The following is a 26,211-nucleotide window of genomic DNA, read 5'->3' on the forward strand; positions in this document are numbered from 1 at the left end:
GTCTGCTCCTTAATTTTGTAGGTATTTGAAAAAGCTAGCTTATTTAACTGTTTTTAATTTATCAATATCAACTCGATTGTTTAAACTAGGCAATATTTTTCTTGTATGTTCAAGATAATCCCAATCGACGTCAACCACAGTTGAACATACCCGTTCTGAAGCTTTTGCTATAACAGTTCCCCAAGGATCAATTACCATACTATTTCCAAAGGACACTTTTTTATCAGCTCTTTCTCCAATTTGACCTACCGCAACAATGTAAATTTGGTTTTCGATTGCTCTAGCTTTTAACAATGCTTCCCAGTGATCTTTTCCAGTATGCACAGTAAAGGCAGCAGGAACGAAAATCAATTTAGCTCCATTTAATGTAAGCTTTCTAAATAATTCAGGAAATCTCAAATCATAACAAATAGTCATGCCAAAATCTCCAAGTTCATTACTGATATTAACAATGGAATCTCCTCTATTAAATATATTTGATTCCTTATACACTAGATTTTCACCCATATCTACATCATACAAATGTATTTTTCTATAAGTGGCTTCAATCTCGCCTTTTGGATTAATTAGTACAGAAGTGTTAAAAGCTTTATCACTATTCTCATCTTTTTCTATATAACTTCCATTATGGATATAAACATTATATTCTTTTGCCAAGCTTTTAAATTTATCTATAATAGTCCCATTTAAAAACTGTGCATTTTCTATAGCACCCTTCTGAGATAAATAAGTAGAACATTCTGGAAATATAACCATTTCAGCTCCTTGCTGTGAGCATTCAGATACAATTTTATTAATGACTTTAAAATTCTCATCTACGTTGGTGCGGGTATTTATTTGACCAAGGCCAATTCTAAGTTTATTCATAGCAGATTCCTCCTATATATTTGCTAAACACTACTAGGTATATTATAACTCTAATCTTTAAATTTTTTAACTAATAATAAAAATTCTGTATATTATTTTACTGATTAGTTGACTAGTGAACTAATTAGATTTATAATTGAATTAATTAGTTTACTGGTGAATGATTTGCAAAAGGTATATGAAAGTTGGGGATTATATGGGATTAAGTTTAAATAAGGTTGTAAAGCCACAAATGAATAAATTGAATAAAAAAGCAATTTTATTCGCTAATAAGAACTCACCTACAAAAAGACTTTATGTAGAGGGGGAAAAACCAAATTTAAATAAGAGTGATTTTTTATATTTAATTAAGAACTTAAAAAAGGTATACCAGATTCCACACACATTATATAGGACAATGAAGTTGATTGAGAAAGATAAACCAAGTTCCAATAGTCATATGTCAAAAGAGAAATTTGATAAATTAAAAAAGTTGTTATCAACTCTTGGGGTAGATAATTATGGTTATTTTGAAATTACACCAGACAAAGTATTTAAAAACTGTGGTGTTCCACATAAATATGCACTTGTGATTTCTTCATCAATGGATAAAGCTGCATTCAAAACAGCCCCAAGCATAGAATGTCAGTTAGAGGTGGCAAAGGTATATCATCAAACCGGTGATGCAGCAAACAAGGTGGCAGAGTTTTTACAAAAGGAAGGGTTTGGTGCCAGCCCCAATCATTCTATGGGCGGGCAATTGGACTATTCTATGGGAGCACAATGGGCAGGCTTTGCAATTGTAGGAAGACATAGTATGGCAATAACAAAAAACAACGGGGCTTGTCATAGAATTTCTATTGTCTACACGGATATAGTAAATTTAGATAAATTCATTACAAGTGATACTCATGATATGGAATGGATTAGAGAATTTTGTAAAAAGTGTGGTAAGTGTATACGAAAATGTCCATCTGGAGCTATTCTTCAAGAATCAATAACTTTAGATGGAGTAAACCCCACATGCATTGATTATAAGAAATGTTGTGAAGGATTTTTACATTACGGTTGTGGTATTTGCATTAAGGAATGTCCATTTACATCAGGAGATTATGAAAAAATTAAAAGTGCTTACTTAAAAAAAAGTAGGAATAAATAACGAAAGGAAAAGCTATGAAAGCAATAGAATTTGGTTCATTAATCAGAGGTATAACAGCTAATGTCAATTATTTTATAGGTCTAAATATTGAACAATATGGCATTAAGCAAGGTCAATATGAATATTTCTTACTTATATTTAATATACCTGGTATCAATCAGTTGGAAATAGGAAGAATTAAAAAGGTTGGAAAGGCTAGTGTAACAAAGGCTTTAAAAAAATTAGAAGAAGACAATTTTATACGTAGAGAAGTTGATCAGCAGGATAAAAGGAATTTTCAATGTTATGTAACGGAAAAAGGTGAAAAAATTATTGATGAACTTATGCTGGTGAAAAAGAATGTGGAAGAGGATCTTTTCCATGGTTTTTCTGAGGAAGATAAAACCTGTCTATATAATTACCTTACTTTATTACATAATAATTCAGAAAAATTGGCAAATAGTAGTGATAAATAATTTAAGGGGATGAAACAATGGATATAAAAAAGATAATACTAAATATAAATAAACACATTGATAAAAGACATCCATATATTAATCCAAGTGTTCATGCACACAAAGGATTAAATGTGCCTGAAATAGTATTACAGTATGGCAGTATCAAAACAAAGGCTAAATCATTACCCAATTTATAAAAATACATGCTTGGCTCTTTAAAAGAAAAGAGTTCAGTAAAGATTATAGCGATATGGTCTTGGGTAGAGTTGTTATACAGAATAGGGGTAGCTATAATGTGGTAACTGAAGAAAAAGAAGAAGTATTAGCAGTTGTTTCTGGTAAGATTATGAACGATAATTTTGAAAAAGGGGAATATCCTGCAGTTGGTGACTGGATTGTTATTGATTGAAGTTCTAACAAAACTGGTGATGCAATAATTCATAAAATTTTAACTAGAAAAAGTAAACTTTTCAGAAAAGCTGCTGGAAATAGACTTGATGAGCAAATACCTATAATATAAGAGGTATTAAGTGTAAAATAAAGATAACTAATACTTAACCAGTGTTGGTTATTTTTATTTTCAGTGTAAAACTAGTTATATTACATAAAAAATATTATGTAAATAAAATAGAATGTCAACAATAGTAAATTTAGATCACCTATTAAACTTAGTTTATCCAATGGATTATAATTATTATTGAGAAGAATTGCTATATCTAAATCACTTTTAGAATTATTACTTCCTTTAGCATAAGAACCAAATATATATATTAGTTTTATGTGATAATTCTTCAGAACTTCTTCTAAATTAATCTTTAACAGTTCTTTTAATTCATTTTTTGTTTATGAGAATAATTTAAATAACTTCATATATACTCAAACAAATTGTACCGGATCTTTTAGCCGGTGCTTTTGTTTTTTAGTTTGCCTATTTAATGTAAAATATTATTCTACTGTAGTCACTACTTCGATAGATTTATAAAATTTAAACTTATAAAGGAATTTTTGAACCTTTGAACATATATTCGCATAAATTCTCAAATTCTGTAAATGCTATATGATATAGACAAAGTAGCAAATATAGTATCAGAAGGAGGGGAAAAGAATGTTTACTAATTTAGAAGAGATATTATTCAAATATGAAATTATTGAAGTATCAGCAGATACAAATGGGGCTAGATATAAAGAGAATTACTTCAATAACAATATAAAATTAGAGGAGTTTGATTATAAATTTACAGAAAGATTCATATTTGATGAAAGTAATTCAATATTAGAGTATAATCAAATATATGTATTAGAATATTAAGGTATGTTTATAAATATAGGATTTTTAGATATAATAGAAGTAAAAAGTTATAGGGAGTTTACAAATGAGATATTACTTAGCACCGCTGGAAGGCATAACAGAATATACATATAGAAATGCTTTTAACAAATTTTTTCATGGTATTGATAAATATTTTGCACCCTTCATTGTTACAAATACAAGTAAAAGCCTTAAAACCAAAGAGCTATTGGATCTTTTACCTGAAAATAATATAGGGATGAATATCGTACCTCAAATACTTACTAATGATTCAGAGGGTTTTATAAGTACTTGTAGAAAATTACAAAAACTTGGTTATAGTGAGGTTAATTTAAATTTGGGTTGTCCTTCTAGAACAGTTGTTTCAAAGGGTACGGGCTCAGGATTTTTAGCTAAAAGAGAAGAATTGAACAAGTTTTTAGATGATATATTTAAAATAGATTTTATGAAAATTTCATTAAAAACTAGAATAGGCATGGATAGTCCAGAAGAGTTTTATGAAATTATAAAAATTTACAATAAATATCCATTAGAAGAATTAATTATTCATCCTAGAACAAGAAAAGATTATTATGGAAACAAGCCTAATTTAGAGGTATTTAAAGATGCTTTATCCTTAAGTAAAAATCCTTTATGTTACAATGGTGATATTTTTACAGTTAATGATCATTGTAAAATAGTAAATATGTTCCCAGAAGTAAACAAAGTGATGCTAGGAAGAGGGATACTGACTAATCCATCATTGATAAATGAGATTAAAAATAATATTAGTTTAGATAAAGAACTATTAAGAAATTTTCATGATGAAATTTTTAATAATTATAGAGGATTATTGGATGACGAGATCTATGCAGTATTTAGGATGAAAGAATTATGGGGCTATATGAGGTGTATGTTTACTAACAATGAAAAATATATTAAAAGAATAAGAAGTTCACAAAATATAAGTGACTATGAAGAAGCCGTTTCAAGTTTGTTTATGGAGCAGCAAATAATTAGAACAAAGGAGATATTACATAAATGAAATTTTATTTTGCACCCCTAGAAGGGGTAACAGGGTATATTTACAGAAATGCTCATGCTGCCTTTTTTAATAACGTAGACAAATACTTTACACCTTTTATTTCCCCTAATCAGCATGGCCGTTTTTCAACTAGGGAATTAAACGATATTTTACCTGCTCATAATAAAGGATTAATTGTAATCCCACAGATACTAACCAATAACCCAGAAGATTTTATTGGAACTTCCAAACAATTAAAGGACTTTGGATATACAGAAATCAATCTAAATTTAGGCTGTCCTTCTGGAACAGTGGTTTCAAAAGGTAAAGGTTCAGGTTTTCTTTCAAGAAAAGAAGATCTTGACAGGTTTTTAGATAAAATATTTACTGAATCAGTAACTAAAATCTCAGTAAAAACTAGAATTGGACAAGATGAACCAGAAGAATTTTATGAAATACTTGAAATATTCAACAAATATCCAATGGAAGAGCTAATTATTCATCCACGGGTACAAAAAGATTATTATAAAAACAAACCTAATATGAAAATTTTTAAGGAAGCAGTAGCTTTAAGTAAAAATCCCCTTTGCTATAATGGAGATGTATTTACAGCTAATGACTTCAAAGCTTTTTCAGTGGATTATCCAAGTATACAAAATATAATGCTTGGTAGGGGATTAATAGCTAATCCTAGCTTAATTAGCCAGATAAATGATAATAGTGTTCTTAATAAAAATCACTTGCTTCAATTTCATAATAGACTTTATGAAGATTATCAAGAAGTACTTTTTGGTGAAAGGAATATACTTTTCAAGATGAAAGAAACTTGGTTTTATATGATTCACATATTTTCTAACCATGAAAAATATGCTAAGGAAATCAAAAAATTAAAAAAATTAAAAGATTATGAATTTCTAATTTCAAGATTATTTAAAGAACAAGATATTTTAGAAGAGTATGATTTGTTTTCTTAAAAAACAGGGGACGGTTCATGAAAATTAAAAGTCTTGAGATTTATTTTTAAGAATTGGACGAGCAATTTTAAAAAAAATCATGAACCGTCCCCAATATTTCGAGGTGAAATTCTATGGAATTAAATGAGAAACAACTAGAAGTAATTAATGAGCTTGAAAGAAATATTATGCTACTTGCGTCAGCGGGCACGGGGAAAACTGATACTTTATCAAAGCGTATTGCAAATATTATTGGTAAAGAAAAAGCTGAGGCTTACCAGATATTATGTATTACTTTTACGAATAAAGCTTGTAAAGAGATGAAGGAAAGAATAGAAAAAATTGTAGGAGAAAAAGCAAAGGATATTACAGTAAAAACTTTTCATAGTTTTTGTTTTGATATTATTAAGCAGGAAGCTAAAAAAAGGACAGATATTTTTACTGATTTTACGATTTTCGATGAAGATGATTGTAAGGAGTTGCTTAAAAGATGCAATTATTACGATTTCACTTTGAAAGTTTTGCAGCAATTTATTGATATGGTGAAGTTAATTAGAGTTGAAAAAAATATTTATAGCGATGATATTTCTAAAGATTACAAAGCTGCTGTACGGGAAACTTTTAAAATTAATCAGGATAAAATTGATTATATATGCACTGAAAAAGGTAGTTTGAATTATAAACTTAGAGATTTTTTAGAAAATAGTGGACATATTTTGGTTAATACATATAATTCTTTGCTTTATAATAATCATGGAATTGATTTTACGGATTTGATTGTTAAAACAAAGGAATTATTTAATAACAAAGAAGTAATTGAGGTTTTAAGAAAGAAATATAAGTATATAAATATTGATGAAGTCCAGGATACAAGTACTTTGGAGTATTCAATAATTGAAAAATTATTTCAAGGGAATAATGTTCTTTTGTGTGGGGATATATTTCAAACAATTTATCAATGGAGAGGGTCAGAGCCAAAAAAGATATTTGATAAATTTAAGAATATATATAATCCACAGGAAATAGTATTTTTAATAAATTATAGAGCCACTAAAGTATTAACGGAAGCTTCTTTAGGATTTCTTGCTAATGCTTTTCCAGTAGAGGTGAAAAAGCTATATGACCAAGGTATCTTAGCTGAATCAAAGGAAACAGGGGAACCCATAGTAGTAAAAGTAGCTAATGATTCAAAAGAGGAAGCAAGGTTTATATATAATGAAGTAAAAGCTTTGGCAGAAAGTAATGTGGATTTAAGTAGTATCTGTATATTAACAAGAAACAATAATTACAATGTAAGTTTGAGTGAGGATTTAAAGGATATAATAAAATATGATGCGGTTAATTTTGAATTTATTTTAGTAGATCAATTTAAGTTTTTTAGAAGGCAAGAAATTAAAGATGTAATAGCTTTTCTAAAACTTATTGGTAATAGATATGATTCTATAAGTTTAAAAAGAATAGTGAAAAGACTTCCTACTGGAGTGGGAGATGCTACTTTTGATGCTATTGAGACAGATGAGTATAAAAAATTAGGAATAGTTTTATCAGATTTTGTTGATGAAAATGTACTAGCTTATGGAGAAAAATTTTCGCTTCTGATTAATGAATTTCAAAAAGATAACATTATAGTTTTTGATGTAGAAAGCACTGGTGTGGATGTTACTGAAGATGAGATAATTCAGATTGCAGCAATTAAGATTAATAAAGATGGTCATGTTATAGAAAAATTTGAAAAGCTTCTTAGAAACAATAAATCAGTTAAGGATTCAGAACATGTCCATGGGTTCAGTGATGAATTTTTAAAGGAAAATGGAGAAGATAAAAATATTGTTTTGAAAGAATTTGTAGAATTTTCTAAGGATTCTATTATAGTGGGGCACAATGTTCAATATGATATAAATATTTTAACAAGTGAGTTAAGCAGAGCAAATATGGGTAACCCTAAGTTTAAAGGTTTCTATGATACATTAGATATTTATAGAAGATTTTATCCTAATTTGAGCAATCATAAATTAGAAACCCTAAGTAAAAATTTTAATACTAATAATAAACCAAGTCATGATGCAATGGATGATATTTTAGCTACCAATGATCTTTTAATTCAAGCTATTAATAGGGATATAATACCTACTTCTATGGAGAGACTGGCTTATATGTCCAAGCATTTAAAGTCTTTTTCAAAAATAACAACTAAGTTGAATAAGCTTTTTAAGGAATCAGAAAATTTAAGGCCTCATGATATTGTTGGGAAAATAGTTAATGATTTTGCTTTAAAAACTTTATATACTGGCGATGAAGGCAAGGAAAAGATTGAGAGGCTTAAAGATTTCTATGTACTACTAAGAGAAATTGATGATAATAGTAAAAATAATAGAGATGTTTTACTAGAAGTAATAAAAATAACTGCTCTTTCCAACGGTGAATTGGAATCACTTATTATTAATAGGACAAGAAAACCTAGAATACCAATAATAACAATTCATCAAGCAAAAGGATTGGAATATGAAACAGTATTTATTGCAGGAGTTCAAGAAAATACATTTCCATCATATATGGCAATAAAAACAAAGAACTTAGATGAAGAAAAAAGAACTTTTTATGTGGCTCTTACTAGGGCGAAGAAAAGACTTTATATTACCTGCAATACTAAAGGAGCATACAATAGAATCAATAAGAAAAGTAGTTTTATAAATTTACTACCTATGAAATTTTTAAAGAACATATGAACTTTTTTTAGAAAATTGAACTAATATATTCTTAGTAATAACTTTTTGTGATAAAAAATTTATATATGGAATTTGGAGAAAAAAATGAGTAAATTAAGGAATCTAAATAAAAAAACTATAGAGTTAGAAGAAATAGAAGGAATTTTTAAGGTTCAGAATTATGGGCAGCTATGTGATGTAGTTAAAGACCTTATTAATAAAAAGGAAATAGTTCAAATTAAAAATAGTGGAGGTAATGGTAAAACTCCTACATTGTATAAAAGATATAGAATAAGAGAAGAAGATAAAGATTATAGCCATTTTTTAGAAGAATTAAGTTTTAAACTGAGCCCTAAATTGAATATAGTTTATTATAAAAATCATTTGGAAAAGTATAAAAACCATAGAGAATATATTTTGCTTTTAAATGATTTTATTATTAATGAAGAAGAATCGTTAAATATTAGCGTATCTATGAATGAAAGATCTTTTCAAATATGGGGTAGGGAAAAGTTTATTCAAAAGGAAGATGGGAAAGCAATGCTAAAGAATTTAGGAATAACCCAAGAATATTTGAATTATTATGATACTTCTGAACCTTTATCCTATTACTCTAAATATAAAAAAGATAAGCAAACAGTGTTGATTTTAGAGAATAAGGATACTTATTTTTCTATGAGAAGATATTTAATAAATGAAGGTAATAAAATTTTAGGAGAAGAAATAGGTACACTAATATATGGTGGTGGAAAAAATATAAATAAAGCTTTTAAAGACTTTGAAATTTCTGTTGAAGAACATGTTTCCAGTAAAGAAAATAAGTTTTTGTATTTTGGTGATTTAGATTATGAAGGTATAGTTATTTATGAAAGTCTTTATAAATTGATTAAAGACAAATACCATATAGCACCTTTTATTGTCGGATACCAGAAAATGATTGATAAATATATAAAAAAAGAAATAGGATTACCAAAAACGAAAGAGGGGCAAAATAGGAATATAAAGGATATATTTTTGAGAGAGTTTGATGAAGAATATAAAACAAAAATTATGGAAATCTTAGAAGGAGAATTGTATATTCCCCAGGAAATTCTTAATATCACAGATTTTTAAATAAATTATAAAGCTTTGAATTATTTATGCTATGCTAGGAGGTTACAACAGTTGCTAAATATCATAACATAGCATAATAAAGCATATTGACCATCAGATATTGATGGGTTGATGGGTAAAAAACAAGAAGATGTTCAAAACAATGTATTTATATACTGCAGGGTATCAACTAAAAAACAGAAACAAAGTGGCAACTTGGAAAGACAAAAGCAAAGATTATTAAACTACTGTAGTGAAAATCAATATACAGTGGTTGATGTATTTGATGAAGTAGCAAGTGGCTTAAATGATAAGCGTAGGGAATTAACAATGATACTTCGAAGACTAAATGAAGTAAATTGTATAATTGTTGAATATCCTGATAGATTAGCTAGATTTGGGTACAATTATCTTAAAGAATTTGCTAAATCACTAGAGGTTGACATTAAAGCAGTTGAACACAATAAGGAGCTAGAGCTTAATGAAGAAATGGTTAGCGACCTAGTAAGTGTGGTTACTTACTTTAGTGCTAGATAGTATGGGGCTAGAGGTGGTAGAAAATTAAAAAGCACCATTGATGAGCTTGAGAAAGAAAGGTGTGTGCATAATACCAGTGAAAATAACAATGAAAGCCATGTTGATAAATCTAAATGATGAGCAATCTACCATTATTGATGATATGATGCTTGTGTTTTGCACCGCCATGAGACACTCATTCAAAAAGCTATTAGAGGGTAAAGCAGTAGGCGGTTTAGAAAAGGCTGTAGGAAAAAAGTACAATTTAAATATCCGTCAGGCTAAAGATGCAGTAGAAAGCGCAAGACAGACAATATCTTCCCAAAGAGAATTAGTTAAACTCAATAGAGATAATTATCGTAGGAAGGTAGAGGCTATTGAGAAAAAGCTAACTAGTAGTAAAAAACTTACTGATAAGAAGCGACGCGCATTGAGTAGCAAGTTAGACAAACGAAAGCGAAAACTTGCTTACTTTCAAAAATTCATTGATGAAAAAACTATTCAACCAGTAACCTTTGGCACAAAACGTATGTTTTTGCGTAGGTGTAAAGGGTTAATTACCAATAAACAGTGGAAAGATTGCAGAAACAATAGGTTTTATTCAAGGGGCGATAAAACAAAGAAAGGTAATCCTAATTTAAGGGTGATTGTGGAAAATCAGATGACTTATCTTGAAATATCTACTCTTGAAAAAACAGCTAATAATAGATCAATTAAAATCAAGGTAGCAGTTTATCTGCCACAAAAATTATCCAAAAAGACAGGCAAAATTAATGGAACGAACTATACAGAGATATTCTTAAATCATTTAAAAACAGGGGAAGCTTATAAGGTGGAGTTAATAAAAAGAGAAGGCAAATATTATTGCCATATAACCTTTGAATTAATACAAGCAGAGGTTATCTACACAGGACATAATGGAATACTAGGAATAGACACCAATCCAGATGGATTAGCTTTAACTATGATAGACAACAAAGGCAACTATAAATGGCATTTTTACTTAAAGCAAAGTGATTTGCTTTATGCTAGAAGCACTAAGCGTGAGAATTTATGCGGTAAAATTGCAAAGCAGATTGTGCTTATTGCTAAAATTTATAATTGTGGGATTAGTATTGAAGACTTAAAGTTTAAAGATGACAAAGATGTAAGCAGTAAATTCTCTAGAATCAAGCATGGCTTTATATATAGCAAACTATTGAAAATGATAGAATCTGCTTGTTATAGAGAAGGAATTGAAATTGTGAAAGTAAAACCTCAGTTAACAAGCATAATGGGTCTTTATAAATATTGCTATCAATATGGAATGTCTGTTCATAATGGGGCAGCTATGGTTATAGCAAGGCGAAGTTATGAATTTAATGAAAAAGGTCCTAAGATACTAGTTAGTAGGTTCGTAAAGAATGTAGAAAAATTCAATGAATGTACTGAATGGAAGAAATGGAGCAAATTAAATAAAACTATTAAAGAAAAGGTAGGTGAAAACCCTGGCTTGTGGTTAGCAAACAGAAAAAAAATTCTAGGATTAGCAAACTAAATCGGTTGAAATAAATTAAGTGCAAGTGCTGCCTAAGTACACCTAGTAGGAAAGGCTTAGGTGATTTTGGCACAAAAACAGGAATGGGTAACACCCGTGGTCTTGCAGAACTTTATTGCATAAACAGTAAAGGCAAGTTGAGATTTAGTTAAGCTATCCTAGTGGTCGAATCCTGTGACGCCACCATCTTACAATCGGTGTAAGATGAAAAATTGTACAAATGTTACTATTTGTTTCGATTTTAGAAACCAGGACAAAATGGATTTTGGGTTTTTAGATGTAAATCATATAAGAATGAAAAAAATAGGTGCTTATGCCTTGCTTTTTAGAAATAGTATATCTAAGGGTACTTGGAAAAAGTATGGATTTGAAGAAGGATATGAGCAAGATAATATGATTTTTTCAGTTCTATTATATATAATGGAGCAATCATTAAAAGAAGATTTTTGTACTATTGATTATATTGGAAATTTTATTGATGAAGTAAATTCTCTTCATTTTAAAAAAGAAATAACCTATGAAGAATGCAAAGAATTAGCAGAATTTATTGTAAATACTATTTTATGTGATGAAGGAAAAGCTATGTACTTTAAGGCTTTTAATTATAAAGTGGGCGAGTATGAAAGTATAAATATAAGTTTTATTAAAAATAAGATGGAATATATTGAAGAGGTAAGAAGGGTATCTTATTCCTTGACTGATGAAGGATATGAGCTGCTTTTATCTACTTTGGAAATTGAAGAAAATTTAAAAATTACTATTCAAGAGATAGTATTTAAAATGCATTTAACAAAAGCATCTTATGATAAAGCGGTGGATGATATTAAAAATATTTTTAATATGCTTAGAATAAGAGTTCAAAGTATGGAGGAATCCATTAGAAAAATCAAGGAAAATCCTTTAAGTTATTCCACAGAAGATTATAAAAAAACCATGGAAGGTAATCTAGAACTTTTAAAGGATAGTAAGAAAAAATTCACACTACATAGAATACATATTGAAGAAAAAATAAATGAGTTTATAGAAAAAGATATACATGTTAGAGAATTAAGTGAAGAGGAAAATGAAAGCTTAAATAATCTAAGAATTATTCAGAATTACTTAAATAGAACAATTGATGAGGATCAAAGAATACTAATAAAACATTTTGATTTAAAAACTATTTATGGAAGAGAACTAGAAAATATATCTAAAATGGCTTTGATAGAAAGATTTAATTTTAAAAGCGAAGTTTATAATAGAATATTAGATAATCCAGAAAAATTAGAGAATATTGAAGGATTTTTAAGACCACTTTTTAGAATGGAACCGAGAAAGTTTTATAATATTAATAAAGCTATTGAGTATCAAAAAAATATAAAAGAAAAGGCAATAGAAAAGGATGAGTTGCTTACTTTTGATGAAGGCGATTTGGTAGAGGAACAAAACAAAAGAAAGCTTGAAAAACTTGAAAAATATAAAGGGGTAATAGAAATTATATTAGAACTTACTTGTGAAAGAAAAAGTATTTCTTTTAAAGAAATAAATTCTTTAATCAAGGAAAGCGAAGTTTTAATGAAAAGCTTAATTCCTAGCATTGAGATTTTTAGAGAAGTTATAATAGAAATGCTTAAAAATAGAATTATAAATATTGAAGAAATTAAAGAAGAAAGAAACAATGCCGTAGAAACAGGAGAAATAGAATTTCAATTAAATAAAAGTATCTTAGAAATTATTGATACAAACAAAAAACTTAAAAGAATATCAACAATTGAAATAGAAAAAATTGAAGGTAATGAAGACGTTAAATTAGAAGGATTAAAGAACGATAATGGAATGATAAAAAATTTCATATGTTCTGATATTTCCTTTAGAATTATAGAGAAAGGATTTGTTTTATAATGAGTTATTCAAATGATGACATTAAATTAAGTAATAAAATATTTTATTATCTATTAAAACATGGAGAATTAAAAGAAGAAGAAAGTGAATTATATAAGGCATATTCTGAAAATGAAAATGTAACACAACTAGTTAAAGGACAAGGCGAAGCGGCAGAGTCTTATGTAAAAAAGTATGGGGGAGTAGTGTACCTTATACCAAAAGAAGAAAATGATTTTTTGGGATTTTCTAAGGCGGAATTAAAGAAAAGTTTATGTAAATCAGGGGCAAATGACAAAGACTATTATTTATCTCAATTTATAATTCTAACGCTTCTTGTAACTTTTTATAATTCTCAAGGGATTTCTAGCAAATCCAGAGATTATATAAAAATTGGAGATTTTCTTAATATAATTACGGATAGATTAAATGATGGAGTAACTAGAAATGAGGATAATGAAAAAAGTGGAATAGCCTTTGAAAATATTCTTGAGAGATTTGAAGCTTTAAAAAGTAGTGATAAAAAAACCACATCTAAAACCACAAAAGAAGGGTTTGTTAATACAATTCTTAACTTTTTAGACGATCAAGGATTGATTTTTTATATACAAAGCGACGATATGATTAAAACCACAAAAAAATTAGATAACTTTATGGATTGGAACCTTTTAAATAAAAACAATTATAGCAGAGTTTTAAGAGCTTTAGGAGAGGAAGAAAATGAGTAAAATAAATAAAATCAGATTAGTTAATTTAAATTATAATTATAACACCATGAAAATTGATGATGAAAGCTTTTACTTAGATGGTGAAAATACCATGTTTAACCTTAGAAATGGTGGGGGTAAATCAGTACTTGTTCAAATGATTATGGCTCCTTTTGTAAATAGAAGAAATAGGAATTTAAAAGATAGAACTTTTGAAAGTTACTTTACATCTCCATTACCAACTTATATTTTAATTGAATGGAAATTAGAAGATAAAGCAGGTTATCTTTTAACTGGAATGATGGTTAGGAAAAAAGAAAGTATCTCCTATGAGGATTCAAAAGAAAAATTAGATATTATAAATTTTATCTATGAGTATAAGGATAAAAATGAAAATGATATAAATAATATTGCTATTGTAGAAGAAAAAAACAATGGTAAGACTATAAAAAGTTTTACTAATTCAAAGAAACTTTTTGAAGAGTTGAAGAAAAGCAAAGATATTAAGTTTAATTATTATGATATGAATAATTCTGCTACTACTAGTTCATATTTTAGTAAATTAAAGGAGTACAAAATTGATTATAAAGAATGGGAAACAATAATAAAAAAAATAAATCTTAAAGAGTCAGGATTATCAGAACTTTTCACAAAAGCTAAAAGTAGTGACGGTTTAGTGAAAGAGTGGTTTCTTCCGGCCATTGAAAACAAGCTTAGAAAAGATGGAGATAGGATTAAAAATTATAGAGAGCTTTTAGAAAGTTATATAAAACAATATAAAGAAAACAAAAGCAGCATAGATAAAATGGAAAGAATTAAACTTTTTAATGAACTTTCAAAAGAAATATTTTCTGCTACAAATGATTTTATAGAAACTATAGATAATAGAGAAAATTTAGAGAATGAAATAAGTAATGTTATAGTTTATTTAAGAGAAACTTTAAGCAGTACGAATATAGAAAAAAATTATATAGAAGAAGTTATAAATGATTTAAAAGAACAAGTTAAAGAGTTGCATTATGAAAAACAATCTCTTGAAATTTACAGAAAGCAAGAAGAGCTAGATAAGTCAACTGAAATCAAAGAAAATCAAGAGTTGTTAATAGAAGAAAGTGAAAATAATCTAAATAGATTAAATAGAAGAAAAAACATTCTTTCATGTTCGAAACTTCATAAAGATTATAAAAGTTTATCAGAGGATCTTCAAGGATTAGAAAACGAACTTCAAGTATTACATAGAAAAAATGAAGATTTTACTCCTTTAATAAATGATTTGGGCTATACATTAAAAGAAATTTTAAGTAATGAACTTATTAAAATAAAAGAAGATGAGAATAAAAAAACTATATTGAGAAAATCTCTTAAAGAAGAAAGAGAAGAAAAAGAAGCTTCTTTAAAAGTAAGTAGAAGTAGTATAGGAAAATCAAAAAAAGAAGAAGGAATTTTAGAAACAACTATTAATGGATTTCAAAAGGATGAGGATAGATTTAATAAAGAATACGAGGAAAATTTATTTAGAAATATATCAGGTTTTTTAGATGAGGAACAACTAATTAAATTGAACAAAAATATAGAAGAAGAAAACTTTAATTTTGATAAAGAAAGAAAAAATTGTGGCGAAGTTTTATTGAAAAATAAAAGTGAATTAAAAAGTAAAGAAAGAGAAAAATTTAGTAATGCTCAGGAAATAAATCTTACAAAATATTATTTAGAAAGAAAAAATGAAGAGTTAAAGGACTTTGATAAAGAAATTGAGAAAAGAGTGCAGGTTATTAAGTATATTGATTTTGAAGAAGATAAAGTTTTTCAAAATGAAAATATTATTGATGCTTTTGCTAGAAAAATTAATAGCGTAAAGGAAGATGAAAGAAAACTTAGAAGATTAAGCGACAAAGTAACAACTGAGTTGAAAAAGCTTGAATCAGGCAGAGTGTTAGAATTACCAAAGGAAATTGAAGGAGCTTTTAAGAAAAAAGATATAAATATAGTTTATGGAATGGATTGGATAAAGAAGAATAACTTTTCTTTAAAAGAAAATGAAGAGTTTATAAAAAATAATCCTTTTATTCCATATTCAATAATAATGGATGAAAAAGAGATAGAAATATTAGAAAAAGAGTCTCTTGATGTTTTCACAGCTACACCAATACCTATAATTAAAAGAGAGGATTTAGGAAAAGAATTAACTGAAACAAAACAAAATATTTTAGATTTCCAAAAGCTTAAATTCTTCGTATCTTTTAATAACAAACTTTTAAATGAAAAAGAATTATTAGAATTAATTGAAGATAAAAAATCAGAGTTAAATAAAATAAATAAACAAATAGAATCTAAAGAAAATGATATAGAATTATATTTAGAAAAGAAAAACTTTATTGAAAATTCTTTTTTAACTTTTCAAAGTTATGAGGAATTAAAAAAAGATATAGAAATATTAAATAAAAAAAGTGAAGATTTAAGAGCACTAGAAATAAAGATAGAAAAGAACATGACAAATATTGAAAGCATAATAGAAACGACTAAAAATGAAATCAGAAATTTAGATGAAAAATTAGAAAAAAACAAAAGAAAGTCAAAGGATTTTAAAAATTTAAAGATAGAGTATGATAAATACAAGAAAAACAAAGAGTCTCTAGAAAAGCTTCAAGCAAGAATAAAAATTACTATTGATGAAATTGAAAAACATGAGAAAAGAAATAAAGAGATTGAAATAGAATTAAATGAATGTGAGGAAAGTATAAGATATTACCAAGGGGAAAGTACAAAAACCACAAATGAATTAATTGAATTTCAAATTTATAAAAGCGGGAATTTAATAGAAAAAGATAAAGAAGATTTAGTTTCAAAGTATAGAAGTTTAACTAAGGAATTGCAAAGTTCTGAAGCAGAGCTAAAAACAAAAATCAAAGCAGCTACGGAAAAATTTAATGCAGTGGAAGATGACCTTAATTACAAAGTAACACAATATAAATTAAAGGAAATAGAATATACAACTATTAATTATGATAGATATAAAGAAATTGAAACAGAAGAAAATATAAAAAACGAACAAGAAAATTTTAATAAAATAAAGGACATTTTAGCAGAGGCAAAATCAGATTTAAAGGTTTTAAATAATGATTTAAGAAGATATTATGATAAACTTAAAAGTGAATTTGATAAAAATGAGCCTAAAAGCAAAAACTTTATATTTGAAAAGAATTTTAAAGAAGAAGTGGCTAAAATCAAAATAAATATTCAAGATAAAGAAAAAGAAAAAGATGAGTTAACTAAGTTAAACATAAAAATAAGCAACAACTTAAGTAATTTAAGTGAATATGATAATTTAAAAGTTAATGAGGAAATAAGTGTAAATATAGAATTTCATAATTTGGATGAAATTATTGGAAAGATGAAAAGGAATTTAAATAATTATAAAAAAGATGAAGTGAGTAAGGAAAATATACTTATAGGAGTAATGTTTGATATTGCATCAAAAGAGGAATTTAAAGAAGACTCTTTTTTTAAAGATCCTATAACAACTCTAACAAAGCTTACTTCAAAACCTAAAGAACTTTTAGAGCAATTGATAATGCTAGAAGACTGCTATAATAAACTAATACAGAAAATTGCCTACGATATTGAGTTGATAGAAAAAGAAGAGCATAATATTTTAGAAAGTTTGTTAGAGTATATCAATGACATACATGAGAATTTAGGTAAAATAGACAACAATTCTTCAATAACTATTCATAATAAAAGAATAAAAATGCTTAATATTTCTGTAGCTGAATGGGAAGAAAATAAAGAAATTTATAAAATTAGGTTAAAAGAGTATATTCAGCAGCTAAGAGATCAATGTATATTAACTTTAGAAAAAAATGAAAGCATTGAAGAGATAATAGGAAATAAAATAAATATAACTAAGCTTTATGATGAAGTGGCTTCTATAAGTACTATAAATATAAAATTATATAAAATAGAAGAAGATAAACAAAGACAAATAACCTGGAATGAAGTATCTACTAATTCAGGGGGAGAAGGCTTTCTTTCAGCTTTTGTTATATTATCTAGCTTGTTATCTTATATGAGAAAAGATGATAGTGATATATTTAATAGAAAAGAAGAAGGAAAGGTATTGATAATGGATAATCCATTTGCTCAAACAAGTTCAGCTCATTTATTAAAACCATTAATGGATATAGCAAAGAAAAGTAATACCCAGCTTATATGTTTAACAGGGCTAGGGGGAGATTCTATATATAATAGATTTGATAACATATATGTATTAAATCTTGTGCAATCAAAGCTAAGGGCTGGAACTAAATATTTGAGAAGTGAGCATGTAAAAGGAGAAGAGGAAGTAGAAGTTATGGTATCATCAAGATTTAAAATAGAAGAACAAACAAGATTGTTTTAAAAAATACCAAATAAATAGCATTTTATATAGTTGGCTTAAGAATTTAATTCTTGAGCCAACTTTAATAATATACTATGGATTAATAATAATAATTTGGATAAGGTAAGAAACCTTGTATCAATCCACAGGCAAGCCTTTTACCTGCATTACCAGAGGGTTGACTTGTGTAATCGTCGGGACTTTCATGAATAATAATAGCTTTATTAATTATACCAGCTACTTTAAATTTATCAGTAAAAAAAGACATTATGGCTACACCATTATTTGAAAACAAAACAGGTAAATCCCCAGCATGGTTGCCATGTGGCTGATTTTTAGGGTTCCAATGGCCACCAGCACCTTTGATATGAGCAATAGCCAATAGACAAGGGTATTTTTCTTGCATTTTATTCTCCTTAAAAATATTAAAAATATCTAATTATTATTCTATGATAGAAAAGCTAGAATGGTTTCTTTCCAGAATAAAGGTATATTTAATATGGTATAATTAAGAAAAGTTAGGGAATATATTCAAAGATATAAATGTATTAATGGAAAGGATTGATAATATGAAAATTTGTATTTTATCATGTAATAGAAAAGGGGATAATATGTGATGGGTGCTTGGAGTTATGGAATATTTGATGATGATTTTACAAGCGATGTAAGATACGCATTTCAAGAACATATAAAGTAAGGATTATCTTTAGATGAAGCAACAGCCAATATTTTAGCCGATTTTGAAGATGAAAGTGGAGATGCGTATTATGTTGAAGTTTTATATTTAGCATTGGCATCTTTGGGTTTAAAATATGGAAAGGTATCAACTCAAATTAAAAGTAAAGCAATAGAAATAATTGATTCTGAAAGTTCACTTCAGCTTTGGAAAGAAGTAGGGAAGAAAGAACTTGAAGAAAGAAAATTGATCTTAAATGAATTGAGAGAAAGCTTAATCGGATTGAAAAATGAATAAATTTATACCTAAGATAATTACAATGAATCCTGAATTATATTTTAAAACAGAATTAATAATTTTAGAAGTAATGACAGGTATTTGGACCTTTATGTGTAGCTCCTAAATGGCAAGGGTGTGGAGTTGGAGAGTTGTTACTAAAAGAAACAATGAAGTTAGCTGCAAATAAAGGATATAAAGGCATTGTAATTTTTGGAGAACCAGATTATTATCCTAGAATAGGATTTAAAACATGCGATAATTTTAATATTACAACAGCTACTGGCAATAACTTTGATGCATTTATGGGAATTGGATTAGCAGAAGATAGTATGAAACACATAAAAGGAAAATTCCACGAATCAAAAGTTTTTGAAAATCTTCCAAAGCAAGAAGTGGAAGAATACAACATGAAATTTCCTCATCTAAAGAAATTAAGGTTTCCAGGACAATGGGATTACAATGGGATTAATCAAAAAACAAACAAAAAAACAGGGGACGGTTCATGAAAATCCAAAAATTGTAGGCTTCGTTTTTGAAGCTTAAACAAGCAATTTTCAAAAAAATCATGAACCGTCCCCTTACTTTTAGCAATATTTAAGTCAATCTATGTGATTTCTTTGAGCTATAATTATTGTTTCCAAAGAATTTAACCCAATATATAATTAATATTAGTAAAAATAATAATAAGGAAATAATATAACCATATTTAAAGGAAATGGATATGTTATGAATTCCCCAGAACAACAATGTTATACCAAAGCCAGCGAAGGCTAATCCGATTTTATTAGCTTCAGAAGAATTTGCAGTATTAATATCTTTAGAAAAAGGAGGTTCCTTATTAGCAAATTGATATACTATCATTGAAATAATAAGTGTATTAATTAGGATTATAAAAATATTAAGAAAAGCACTAAATCCTCCAAAAATCAAAAATATAAGCATAGTAAATAGAAATGTAGGAAGTATTAAATTCACAACAAATGCTTTATAAGCACCTTTATGTACAGACTTATAATCCTTTATAGGAAGAGCATTGTAAATCCATGCGCCTTTAAAGGACTCACTATAAGAAATAGAAAAAACTACTATACTAATCATTAAGCTATAATAATAGAGATATAGAAATCCTTTCCCTTGGGATATAGCAGATAGATTTTCATATAAAGATAATTCGTGATTTAATGATGTAAATAGCATTAAATAAGGAAAAATTATTGACATGGAAATTGTAGGATATATTTGTAATTTTAATTTCCTATCTTTTGATAACATGGTATGCGTAAATTTATAAAAACTGCGTTCAATATTATTTGAACATATTAAGTTGGCAATTTTTCTTTGAAAATTATCTTTTATAAAATACAATTTAGTGACTTTATCAGTATTACTATTTAACTTGATTAAATTTTGTTCGAAATTTTTACCTATAAAGGAATTATATAATATCAAAAATCCTAAAGGTACTATAATAGCAATTGAGCTAAGAATTATAAATTCTATTCTAAAAGAGTTATCTATAAATATAGCAAAAGGTGCTGCAAACCAGCTTGAAGGCAATAAGTATGTCCACCATTTAATAGCAAAGATACTAGGATTATCTGAAAAGTCGAATACTCTTACACCTACTTGGTAGCCCAGAATCATAAAAACACTTAATAAAATCTGAAAATAATTTATTATATCTTTTAATTTTTCTCCATCAAAAAAATGAAGAATAAGATAATACAAGATAGAGGTTATAAAAACAGCAAAAAGTGCTATAAAGATTAATTCAATAAGCATTATCAAGAAAAATATAACACCTTGTTTTATTGTCCCGAGTACAAGAGTAACGGCAGAAAGCGGTATTATTACTTGTATTAAGTAAATCATAATATGTGTAGTTCTAGCAGCACTTATAATATTTTTATCAATAGGTCTTGGATATAAGATACTTAAATCTCTAACATCTAGTAATACATATGAAAAGTCTGAAATCATGGTTAAAGTAAGCATAAAAATAAGTATACCAAGAATTAAATTCATTTTGACAATAGTTCCCATTGGTAATAAAATAGGCAGACCAATAAATATTCCGAAGAAAGCATAATATAAATATTGTAATGAATTTGATTTACTTTCTCTATTGTTTGATTTTTTATTGTTTTGATTAGCTAGAATGGAGGGAACTCTTCTGCTATCAATGGTAAGTTTTAATTTTAGAATTTTTCTCATAGTTTCATAATTTATACCTAAAGCAGAATAAATAAATTTAAATTTATCAAGTATTTTCAAGGATTTAAAGTCTTTCATAGTCTATACTCCTTTAATTGTGGCTAAGAATTCAGCAGCTATACTGTTATGATTATCAAAATGGGTCAGATCATTAAAAATTTCCTCAAGGCTACCTTCTTTAGATTTTGATTTAAGTTCATTAAAACTTCCATCTGCAAGAACGGTTCCGTTATTTAGAAGTATAATTCTAGTACTTATTTTTTCAACTACGTCCATTATATGAGAAGAATAAAAAATTGTTTTACCTTCTAAAGCCATTTGAGATAGCAATTCTTTAAAAACCATAACACTATTTGCATCAAGTCCTGCTAATGGTTCATCTAAAAATAATATATCAGGGTTATGAAAAATACTAGCTACTATCATTAATTTTTGTTTCATTCCCTTAGAATAAGAGCATATTCTAGAATTGTAGCTATCTTCCATATTAAATAAAGACATTAGTTTTTCACACTTTTTATCGGCAGAGTCATAATCCATATCATAAATTTCACCTAAAAAAGTTAAGTATTCTCTAGCAGTTAAATTGTCATATAAATCTGCAATCTCTGGTATATAACCTATTCTTCTTTTATACTCTACATTACCATCGGAAATATCTCTACCAAAAATTTTAACACTTCCAGTATATCCATTAACCATTCCTAAAAGTATTTTTACAGTGGTACTTTTACCAGCACCATTAGCCCCTATATAGCCAATTATTTGTCCTCTTTTTATTTCTAGATTAACTCCTTTTAGAACCTCATGGGATCCATATTTCATTCTTAAATTTTCTAAAGTTATAATATTTTCATTTGACATTGCTGCCCCTCCTCATATAAATGTTTATTTAGAGACAAACCACTTCAACTATTAATTTATACGTGTCCAAAACTCCTAGAAGCGTGGAGATTTTGTACAAGTATAAATTAAGTTTACATAAGGTATATCTATATATGTAAGCTTTAAGATACTCAAATTATATCTTATAGGTAACTTATATATCTATATTATACCAATTTAAAAAATGATAAAATAACAAAAGAATTACAAAATAACATTTATTTATATAATTCTGGATTAAGGGGGTGGCGAAGGAGAAATAGGGGACGGTTCATGAAAATCGAAAACTTATAGGCTTCGTTTTTGAATTTTAGACAAGCAATTTTCAAAAAAATCATGAACCGTACCTTTAAGAGAAGAGTGAATTGAAAAGAAATCTATATTGAATTTGAGTTAAAATAAGTGATATAATTAAAGAATTATATCTGTTATGAAAAAGTGATTGAAAAAGTGAGGATAGAATATGAATATAGAATTTATTTATGAAGGAATAAGTAAAAAGTTAATTGATAGAGAAATATCAAAGATGGAATCTTGTGAAGTGATAGGTATTGCAATAAATACAAAACATTATCTTAAAGAAAAATTGGTGAAATATGATTGATTTTAAAACTATAATAATTATAGCTACTCTATCTAATTTTTTTGCTTTTTTTGTTTCAAGTATTTCTTACATATACAATAAAGACAAAGAAGAGATTTTTTATATTGGATTTTCTGGTTTATTTGCTTCACTTGGACTTTTTCTATTACTACAACGAGGCGTTGTTAATAATTTCTTTTCAATAATTTTAGCAAATTATCTAATTGTTTTTGCTTTATTATTGTCAGTTAAAGGGCTTTTTTTATTTCGTAAATCAAAAATTCCTTTTATATGGTTTGATAAATTAATTATAATTTTATTTCCTTTTTTATTTAGTTTTTTTACATATGTAAGCGATGATATAAATGTGAGAACTATAATTGCTTCTTTAATTATGGGATACCTATATTTTAAAGCTGTATTTGTTATGAATCATAAAGTAGAGGAACTTATTAAAATAGAAGTAAGAATATTTAGTATACTACCTGTTTTTGCTGGTGCGGTATACTTTTTCAGAATGGTTATAATTTTATTTTATAATCAAAATGATAACTTTATGACTAGTGGAATTATTAATTCTATTTCAGCAATTATAGGTATATACCTACCTATTAATTCGATTTTGGGTATCTTTTGGTGCTATTTAAAAATTCAAAATTATAAACTTGAAACTCTTGCATTAACTGATATGCTTACTGGACTTTATAATAAAGCAGCTTTTATAGAATTGCAGACAAAGCTCTTTACTTCTCAAAAGAGAATGGTAGAAATAGAATAACTATAGAATAGTGCTACCTCCTAAGAATAGATTCCAGGTACTAGATAAAATAACAAAAGAAACCTATTAGGCTAAGAGGTAAAAATTATTAATATGCTTATAATACTAAAAGGATGTGCACTAAACACATCCTTTTAAACATGGTAAAACCCTTATTTAACTGGAATATATATATCAAATTCACCATTTTGCATAAATCGTTCATCATATAATTCTAGTTGAGGTCTGAAATCTATCTCATAAGCTGATAAGGGAATCCATTTAGAGTATAAGGCACTATAAAATTCACCTAAATCTTTTAAATCGGCTGAATAAGTGTACACAAGGTAATTGCCTTTTGGTACAATTTTTGTTACCATGCCTTCTGGTAACGCCTCAAAGCTATCTACCTTTGCACAAGCAATGTAGTGAAATCTGCCCTCTGAATCCATTTCACTATCGCATATACCGTAACACAACATAGATTTATGTTTCTGTTTTATGTCTTTGTAACGTTGATTAAATGCCTCCCAAAGACTTGGAATTTCTCCTTTGCTATTGTTCCCAAAGTAAGTTAATCCAACAGCCTTAAATTCTTCTATAACTACTATTTTTCCTTCCATATATATAATCTCCCTTCATTTATTTGATAAAATAATTATATCAGGTAATCCTTGCCAACAATGTGTCAGGGATTTTTTAAACATTATAAAAACTCAAGATTTTATTAGCTTTTGTGATTATATAATTTCTAAGTTCTATAGGCTCTAAAATTTCTGTTCTGTCACTTAAAGAAAATAGTAAGTTGCAGGCAGTCTCAAAACTCAACATATCTACTTCATAAATCCACTTATCTTCAACTTTTATGATGGAATTTATGTGGAAACCTTCAAGAAGTTGCTTTATATCCTCATGAAATTTGATTTTCACAACATAGGAATTGGATTTTATTTCAAAAGATGAATTTTTTATGAATTGCTGTTTGCTTTTTGCCCAAAATTCTTCTAAATTAAAGTCTTTAGGAATGGCAAAATTTTCTTTAAGCACTTCTATGTTTTCAATTCTGCTGCATTTAAAAATTCTGATCTCCTTCCTTACTTCACAAAATGCTATTACATACCACTGATAACTTTTTACAACTACACCATAGGGTCTTATGATTCTTTCTAATGTTTCACCTGCATATTTTTTATAGTATACTTTTAGCTTTTTTAAATTCAGCACTGATTTTTTAATTAAATCTAAATTTTCATTTTGTATTTTTTTACCCCACCAAGGGTCCGAATCTATAAAAAACCTTTCTTTAGCTTTTACAATTTCTTCTCTATGATCCTCAGATACAGTATTTTCAAGTTTTATTAATGCATTTTTAAGTTGCTGGGACATTTCAGTATTCTTGTCTGGTGTGATACCCATGCTTGAAAGTAATAGATTAATAATATCTCCACCCTGTAATACATTTGAATTAATTTTATAGTTTTCCATAAAAGAATAACCACCATTAGGCCCTGAAATTGACATAATAGGAATACCTGCTTCACACAATATATCAATATCTCTGTATATGGTTCTTTCAGAAGCTTCAAGTATTTTAGCTAAATTTCTAGCATTCATAATTCCACGTGAATCAAGTAACATAATAATTCCTAAAAGTCTGTGAAGTCTCATTTGATCAATCTCCTATTTTATTTGAATATTTTGGATTATAGTTTGAATTATACCATTCAGGAGAGTGTATATGGTAGTAGTAATTTTTATTATATGTTTGGACAATGTGTTAATGGAATATCAATTACCCCTTTAATAGACCAAAAAGATTATAAGAATATTTATACCTTTGTTTATTGTATTATCAATTAAATGGAGAAATTTGAAGAAATATGTTTGGAATATATGATAAAGTTAGACTAAATATGGTATAATTAGTGAAGTTAATTATCTTGTTTTATGTAAGTAGTATTAAAGCAATGTTGGTAGAGATTTATAATAGGACATGCTAGTTTTTGTTTAGGTAATTATACGAAGATTGGCGTTAAAAATACTCAAACCTAAGATGGAGGTTTGAGTATAGAAAAAACAGTATTGCGCCAAACTTTGGATAATTGTCATAGCACGAAACCGCGGTTATTTAAAGAATAGCTATGGGATTTGCATAAATTCATTCTTGATAATTTTAAATAGTATTTAAGGCAAAAGTTCTGATATACAGTAAGAAAAAACACAAAATAAGGTTTGACAAGAGATTTTGACATACAATCCCCCTCCCCATAAAGAGGCATAATTCAATGCTATGCGATTTTACTATTAATTGGCGG

General features: G+C 27.4%; 23 protein-coding genes and 1 pseudogene. 17 read left to right on the forward strand and 7 right to left on the reverse strand.

The window, feature by feature from the left end; all coding sequences use genetic code 11:
- Nucleotides 1–39: 39 nt before the first annotated feature.
- Complete coding sequence (locus BUB83_RS15025; protein ID WP_073339354.1) at nucleotides 40–867, reverse strand: carbon-nitrogen hydrolase family protein; 828 nt, start codon at nucleotides 865–867, stop codon at nucleotides 40–42.
- 196 nt (nucleotides 868–1,063) lie between these two features.
- Here BUB83_RS15025 and BUB83_RS15030 point away from each other — a divergent pair, with 196 nt between their 5' ends.
- From BUB83_RS15030 to BUB83_RS22015, 3 genes are read left to right on the forward strand one after another with little or no spacing between them, the layout of a single operon-like run.
- Nucleotides 1,064–2,005: a 4Fe-4S binding protein gene (locus BUB83_RS15030; protein WP_073339355.1), complete on the forward strand. Its 942-nt coding sequence runs from the start codon at nucleotides 1,064–1,066 to the stop codon at nucleotides 2,003–2,005.
- Between the two features lie 14 nt (nucleotides 2,006–2,019).
- Complete coding sequence (locus tag BUB83_RS15035) at nucleotides 2,020–2,460, forward strand: MarR family transcriptional regulator (protein ID WP_073339357.1); 441 nt, start codon at nucleotides 2,020–2,022, stop codon at nucleotides 2,458–2,460.
- A 17-nt stretch (nucleotides 2,461–2,477) separates the two neighbouring features.
- Complete coding sequence (locus BUB83_RS22015) at nucleotides 2,478–2,639, forward strand: hypothetical protein (RefSeq protein WP_159434098.1); 162 nt, start codon at nucleotides 2,478–2,480, stop codon at nucleotides 2,637–2,639.
- Nucleotides 2,640–3,042: 403 nt separating this feature from the next.
- Here BUB83_RS22015 and BUB83_RS22975 read toward each other — a convergent pair whose 3' ends face one another.
- The gene (locus BUB83_RS22975) at nucleotides 3,043–3,264 is read right to left on the reverse strand and encodes a nucleotidyltransferase family protein (RefSeq protein ID WP_084133598.1); all 222 of its coding nucleotides are present in this window, start codon (nucleotides 3,262–3,264) and stop codon (nucleotides 3,043–3,045) included.
- A gap of 283 nt (nucleotides 3,265–3,547) precedes the next feature.
- Here BUB83_RS22975 and BUB83_RS15045 point away from each other — a divergent pair, with 283 nt between their 5' ends.
- From BUB83_RS15045 to BUB83_RS15090, 10 genes are all read left to right on the forward strand, one after another.
- Entirely contained in the window at nucleotides 3,548–3,751 is a 204-nt protein-coding gene (locus BUB83_RS15045; RefSeq protein WP_073339358.1) for a hypothetical protein, read from the forward strand.
- Between the two features lie 64 nt (nucleotides 3,752–3,815).
- The gene (locus tag BUB83_RS15050; RefSeq protein WP_073339360.1) at nucleotides 3,816–4,775 is read left to right on the forward strand and encodes a tRNA dihydrouridine synthase; all 960 of its coding nucleotides are present in this window, start codon (nucleotides 3,816–3,818) and stop codon (nucleotides 4,773–4,775) included.
- On the forward strand, nucleotides 4,772–5,728 hold the full coding sequence (locus BUB83_RS15055; protein WP_073339361.1) for a tRNA dihydrouridine synthase: 957 nt from the start codon (nucleotides 4,772–4,774) through the stop codon (nucleotides 5,726–5,728). Before BUB83_RS15050 ends, BUB83_RS15055 begins: the two co-directional genes overlap by 4 nt.
- 113 nt (nucleotides 5,729–5,841) lie before the next feature.
- Nucleotides 5,842–8,433 (forward strand): 3'-5' exonuclease, encoded by a 2,592-nt coding sequence (locus tag BUB83_RS15060; protein WP_073339363.1) that lies wholly within the window; start codon nucleotides 5,842–5,844, stop codon nucleotides 8,431–8,433.
- An 84-nt stretch (nucleotides 8,434–8,517) separates the two neighbouring features.
- Nucleotides 8,518–9,525 carry a Wadjet anti-phage system protein JetD domain-containing protein gene (locus tag BUB83_RS15065; protein WP_073339364.1) on the forward strand — a complete coding sequence of 336 codons (1,008 nt, stop codon included), beginning with the start codon at nucleotides 8,518–8,520 and terminating at the stop codon, nucleotides 9,523–9,525.
- Nucleotides 9,526–9,633: 108 nt separating this feature from the next.
- Nucleotides 9,634–10,041, forward strand: a complete 408-nt coding sequence (locus BUB83_RS15070; protein WP_278336937.1) for an IS607 family transposase — start codon at nucleotides 9,634–9,636, stop codon at nucleotides 10,039–10,041.
- A gap of 76 nt (nucleotides 10,042–10,117) precedes the next feature.
- Nucleotides 10,118–11,557 (forward strand): IS200/IS605 family accessory protein TnpB-related protein, encoded by a 1,440-nt coding sequence (locus BUB83_RS15075; protein ID WP_073339377.1) that lies wholly within the window; start codon nucleotides 10,118–10,120, stop codon nucleotides 11,555–11,557.
- A 204-nt stretch (nucleotides 11,558–11,761) separates the two neighbouring features.
- Entirely contained in the window at nucleotides 11,762–13,438 is a 1,677-nt protein-coding gene (locus BUB83_RS15080) for a hypothetical protein (protein WP_242950691.1), read from the forward strand.
- On the forward strand, nucleotides 13,438–14,145 hold the full coding sequence (locus tag BUB83_RS15085; RefSeq protein ID WP_073339367.1) for a DUF6063 family protein: 708 nt from the start codon (nucleotides 13,438–13,440) through the stop codon (nucleotides 14,143–14,145). Before BUB83_RS15080 ends, BUB83_RS15085 begins: the two co-directional genes overlap by 1 nt.
- Nucleotides 14,138–18,523, forward strand: a complete 4,386-nt coding sequence (locus BUB83_RS15090) for a hypothetical protein (protein ID WP_073339368.1) — start codon at nucleotides 14,138–14,140, stop codon at nucleotides 18,521–18,523. The genes BUB83_RS15085 and BUB83_RS15090 overlap by 8 nt, the downstream gene beginning before the upstream one ends.
- Nucleotides 18,524–18,602: 79 nt before the next feature.
- Here BUB83_RS15090 and BUB83_RS15095 read toward each other — a convergent pair.
- A pseudogene (locus BUB83_RS15095) lies at nucleotides 18,603–18,866 on the reverse strand (superoxide dismutase family protein); the annotation flags it as partial.
- Between the two features lie 435 nt (nucleotides 18,867–19,301).
- Between BUB83_RS15095 and BUB83_RS15100 the strand changes: the two are divergent.
- Both BUB83_RS15100 and BUB83_RS15105 read left to right on the forward strand, forming a co-directional pair.
- A complete protein-coding gene (locus BUB83_RS15100) occupies nucleotides 19,302–19,475 on the forward strand; it encodes a hypothetical protein (RefSeq protein WP_207649340.1) in 174 nt (57 codons plus the stop codon).
- Between the two features lie 131 nt (nucleotides 19,476–19,606).
- A complete protein-coding gene (locus BUB83_RS15105; RefSeq protein WP_073339370.1) occupies nucleotides 19,607–19,963 on the forward strand; it encodes a hypothetical protein in 357 nt (118 codons plus the stop codon).
- Nucleotides 19,964–20,051: 88 nt separating this feature from the next.
- Here BUB83_RS15105 and BUB83_RS15110 read toward each other — a convergent pair whose 3' ends face one another.
- Both BUB83_RS15110 and BUB83_RS15115 read right to left on the reverse strand, forming a co-directional pair.
- Nucleotides 20,052–21,749 (reverse strand): hypothetical protein, encoded by a 1,698-nt coding sequence (locus tag BUB83_RS15110; RefSeq protein WP_073339371.1) that lies wholly within the window; start codon nucleotides 21,747–21,749, stop codon nucleotides 20,052–20,054.
- A gap of 3 nt (nucleotides 21,750–21,752) precedes the next feature.
- The gene (locus tag BUB83_RS15115; RefSeq protein ID WP_073339372.1) at nucleotides 21,753–22,535 is read right to left on the reverse strand and encodes an ABC transporter ATP-binding protein; all 783 of its coding nucleotides are present in this window, start codon (nucleotides 22,533–22,535) and stop codon (nucleotides 21,753–21,755) included.
- Between the two features lie 484 nt (nucleotides 22,536–23,019).
- Here BUB83_RS15115 and BUB83_RS22020 point away from each other — a divergent pair, with 484 nt between their 5' ends.
- Entirely contained in the window at nucleotides 23,020–23,160 is a 141-nt protein-coding gene (locus BUB83_RS22020; protein ID WP_159434099.1) for a hypothetical protein, read from the forward strand.
- Complete coding sequence (locus BUB83_RS15120; RefSeq protein WP_073339373.1) at nucleotides 23,153–23,917, forward strand: hypothetical protein; 765 nt, start codon at nucleotides 23,153–23,155, stop codon at nucleotides 23,915–23,917. The genes BUB83_RS22020 and BUB83_RS15120 overlap by 8 nt, the downstream gene beginning before the upstream one ends.
- A gap of 152 nt (nucleotides 23,918–24,069) precedes the next feature.
- Here BUB83_RS15120 and BUB83_RS15125 read toward each other — a convergent pair whose 3' ends face one another.
- Both BUB83_RS15125 and BUB83_RS15130 read right to left on the reverse strand, forming a co-directional pair.
- Complete coding sequence (locus tag BUB83_RS15125; protein ID WP_073339374.1) at nucleotides 24,070–24,519, reverse strand: GyrI-like domain-containing protein; 450 nt, start codon at nucleotides 24,517–24,519, stop codon at nucleotides 24,070–24,072.
- Nucleotides 24,520–24,595: 76 nt separating this feature from the next.
- Entirely contained in the window at nucleotides 24,596–25,564 is a 969-nt protein-coding gene (locus BUB83_RS15130) for a helix-turn-helix transcriptional regulator (RefSeq protein ID WP_073339375.1), read from the reverse strand.
- Nucleotides 25,565–26,211: the final 647 nt, after the last annotated feature.

It is taken from the genome of Clostridium grantii DSM 8605 (assembly GCF_900129965.1).
Lineage (GTDB): Bacteria > Bacillota > Clostridia > Clostridiales > Clostridiaceae > Clostridium_AF > Clostridium_AF grantii.

Coding starts and splice junctions, on each gene's coding strand:
- BUB83_RS15080 (WP_242950691.1), top strand. CDS start 11,762: ATGAAAAATTGTACAAATGTTACTATTTGTTTCGATTTTAGAAACCAG.
- BUB83_RS15125 (WP_073339374.1), bottom strand. CDS start 24,519: ATGGAAGGAAAAATAGTAGTTATAGAAGAATTTAAGGCTGTTGGATTA.
- BUB83_RS15055 (WP_073339361.1), top strand. CDS start 4,772: ATGAAATTTTATTTTGCACCCCTAGAAGGGGTAACAGGGTATATTTAC.
- BUB83_RS15045 (WP_073339358.1), top strand. CDS start 3,548: ATGTTTACTAATTTAGAAGAGATATTATTCAAATATGAAATTATTGAA.
- BUB83_RS15050 (WP_073339360.1), top strand. CDS start 3,816: ATGAGATATTACTTAGCACCGCTGGAAGGCATAACAGAATATACATAT.
- BUB83_RS15065 (WP_073339364.1), top strand. CDS start 8,518: ATGAGTAAATTAAGGAATCTAAATAAAAAAACTATAGAGTTAGAAGAA.
- BUB83_RS15060 (WP_073339363.1), top strand. CDS start 5,842: ATGGAATTAAATGAGAAACAACTAGAAGTAATTAATGAGCTTGAAAGA.
- BUB83_RS15130 (WP_073339375.1), bottom strand. CDS start 25,564: ATGAGACTTCACAGACTTTTAGGAATTATTATGTTACTTGATTCACGT.
- BUB83_RS15115 (WP_073339372.1), bottom strand. CDS start 22,535: ATGTCAAATGAAAATATTATAACTTTAGAAAATTTAAGAATGAAATAT.
- BUB83_RS15090 (WP_073339368.1), top strand. CDS start 14,138: ATGAGTAAAATAAATAAAATCAGATTAGTTAATTTAAATTATAATTAT.
- BUB83_RS15035 (WP_073339357.1), top strand. CDS start 2,020: ATGAAAGCAATAGAATTTGGTTCATTAATCAGAGGTATAACAGCTAAT.
- BUB83_RS15085 (WP_073339367.1), top strand. CDS start 13,438: ATGAGTTATTCAAATGATGACATTAAATTAAGTAATAAAATATTTTAT.
- BUB83_RS15120 (WP_073339373.1), top strand. CDS start 23,153: ATGATTGATTTTAAAACTATAATAATTATAGCTACTCTATCTAATTTT.
- BUB83_RS22020 (WP_159434099.1), top strand. CDS start 23,020: ATGAATATAGAATTTATTTATGAAGGAATAAGTAAAAAGTTAATTGAT.
- BUB83_RS15110 (WP_073339371.1), bottom strand. CDS start 21,749: ATGAAAGACTTTAAATCCTTGAAAATACTTGATAAATTTAAATTTATT.
- BUB83_RS15025 (WP_073339354.1), bottom strand. CDS start 867: ATGAATAAACTTAGAATTGGCCTTGGTCAAATAAATACCCGCACCAAC.
- BUB83_RS22015 (WP_159434098.1), top strand. CDS start 2,478: ATGGATATAAAAAAGATAATACTAAATATAAATAAACACATTGATAAA.
- BUB83_RS15030 (WP_073339355.1), top strand. CDS start 1,064: ATGGGATTAAGTTTAAATAAGGTTGTAAAGCCACAAATGAATAAATTG.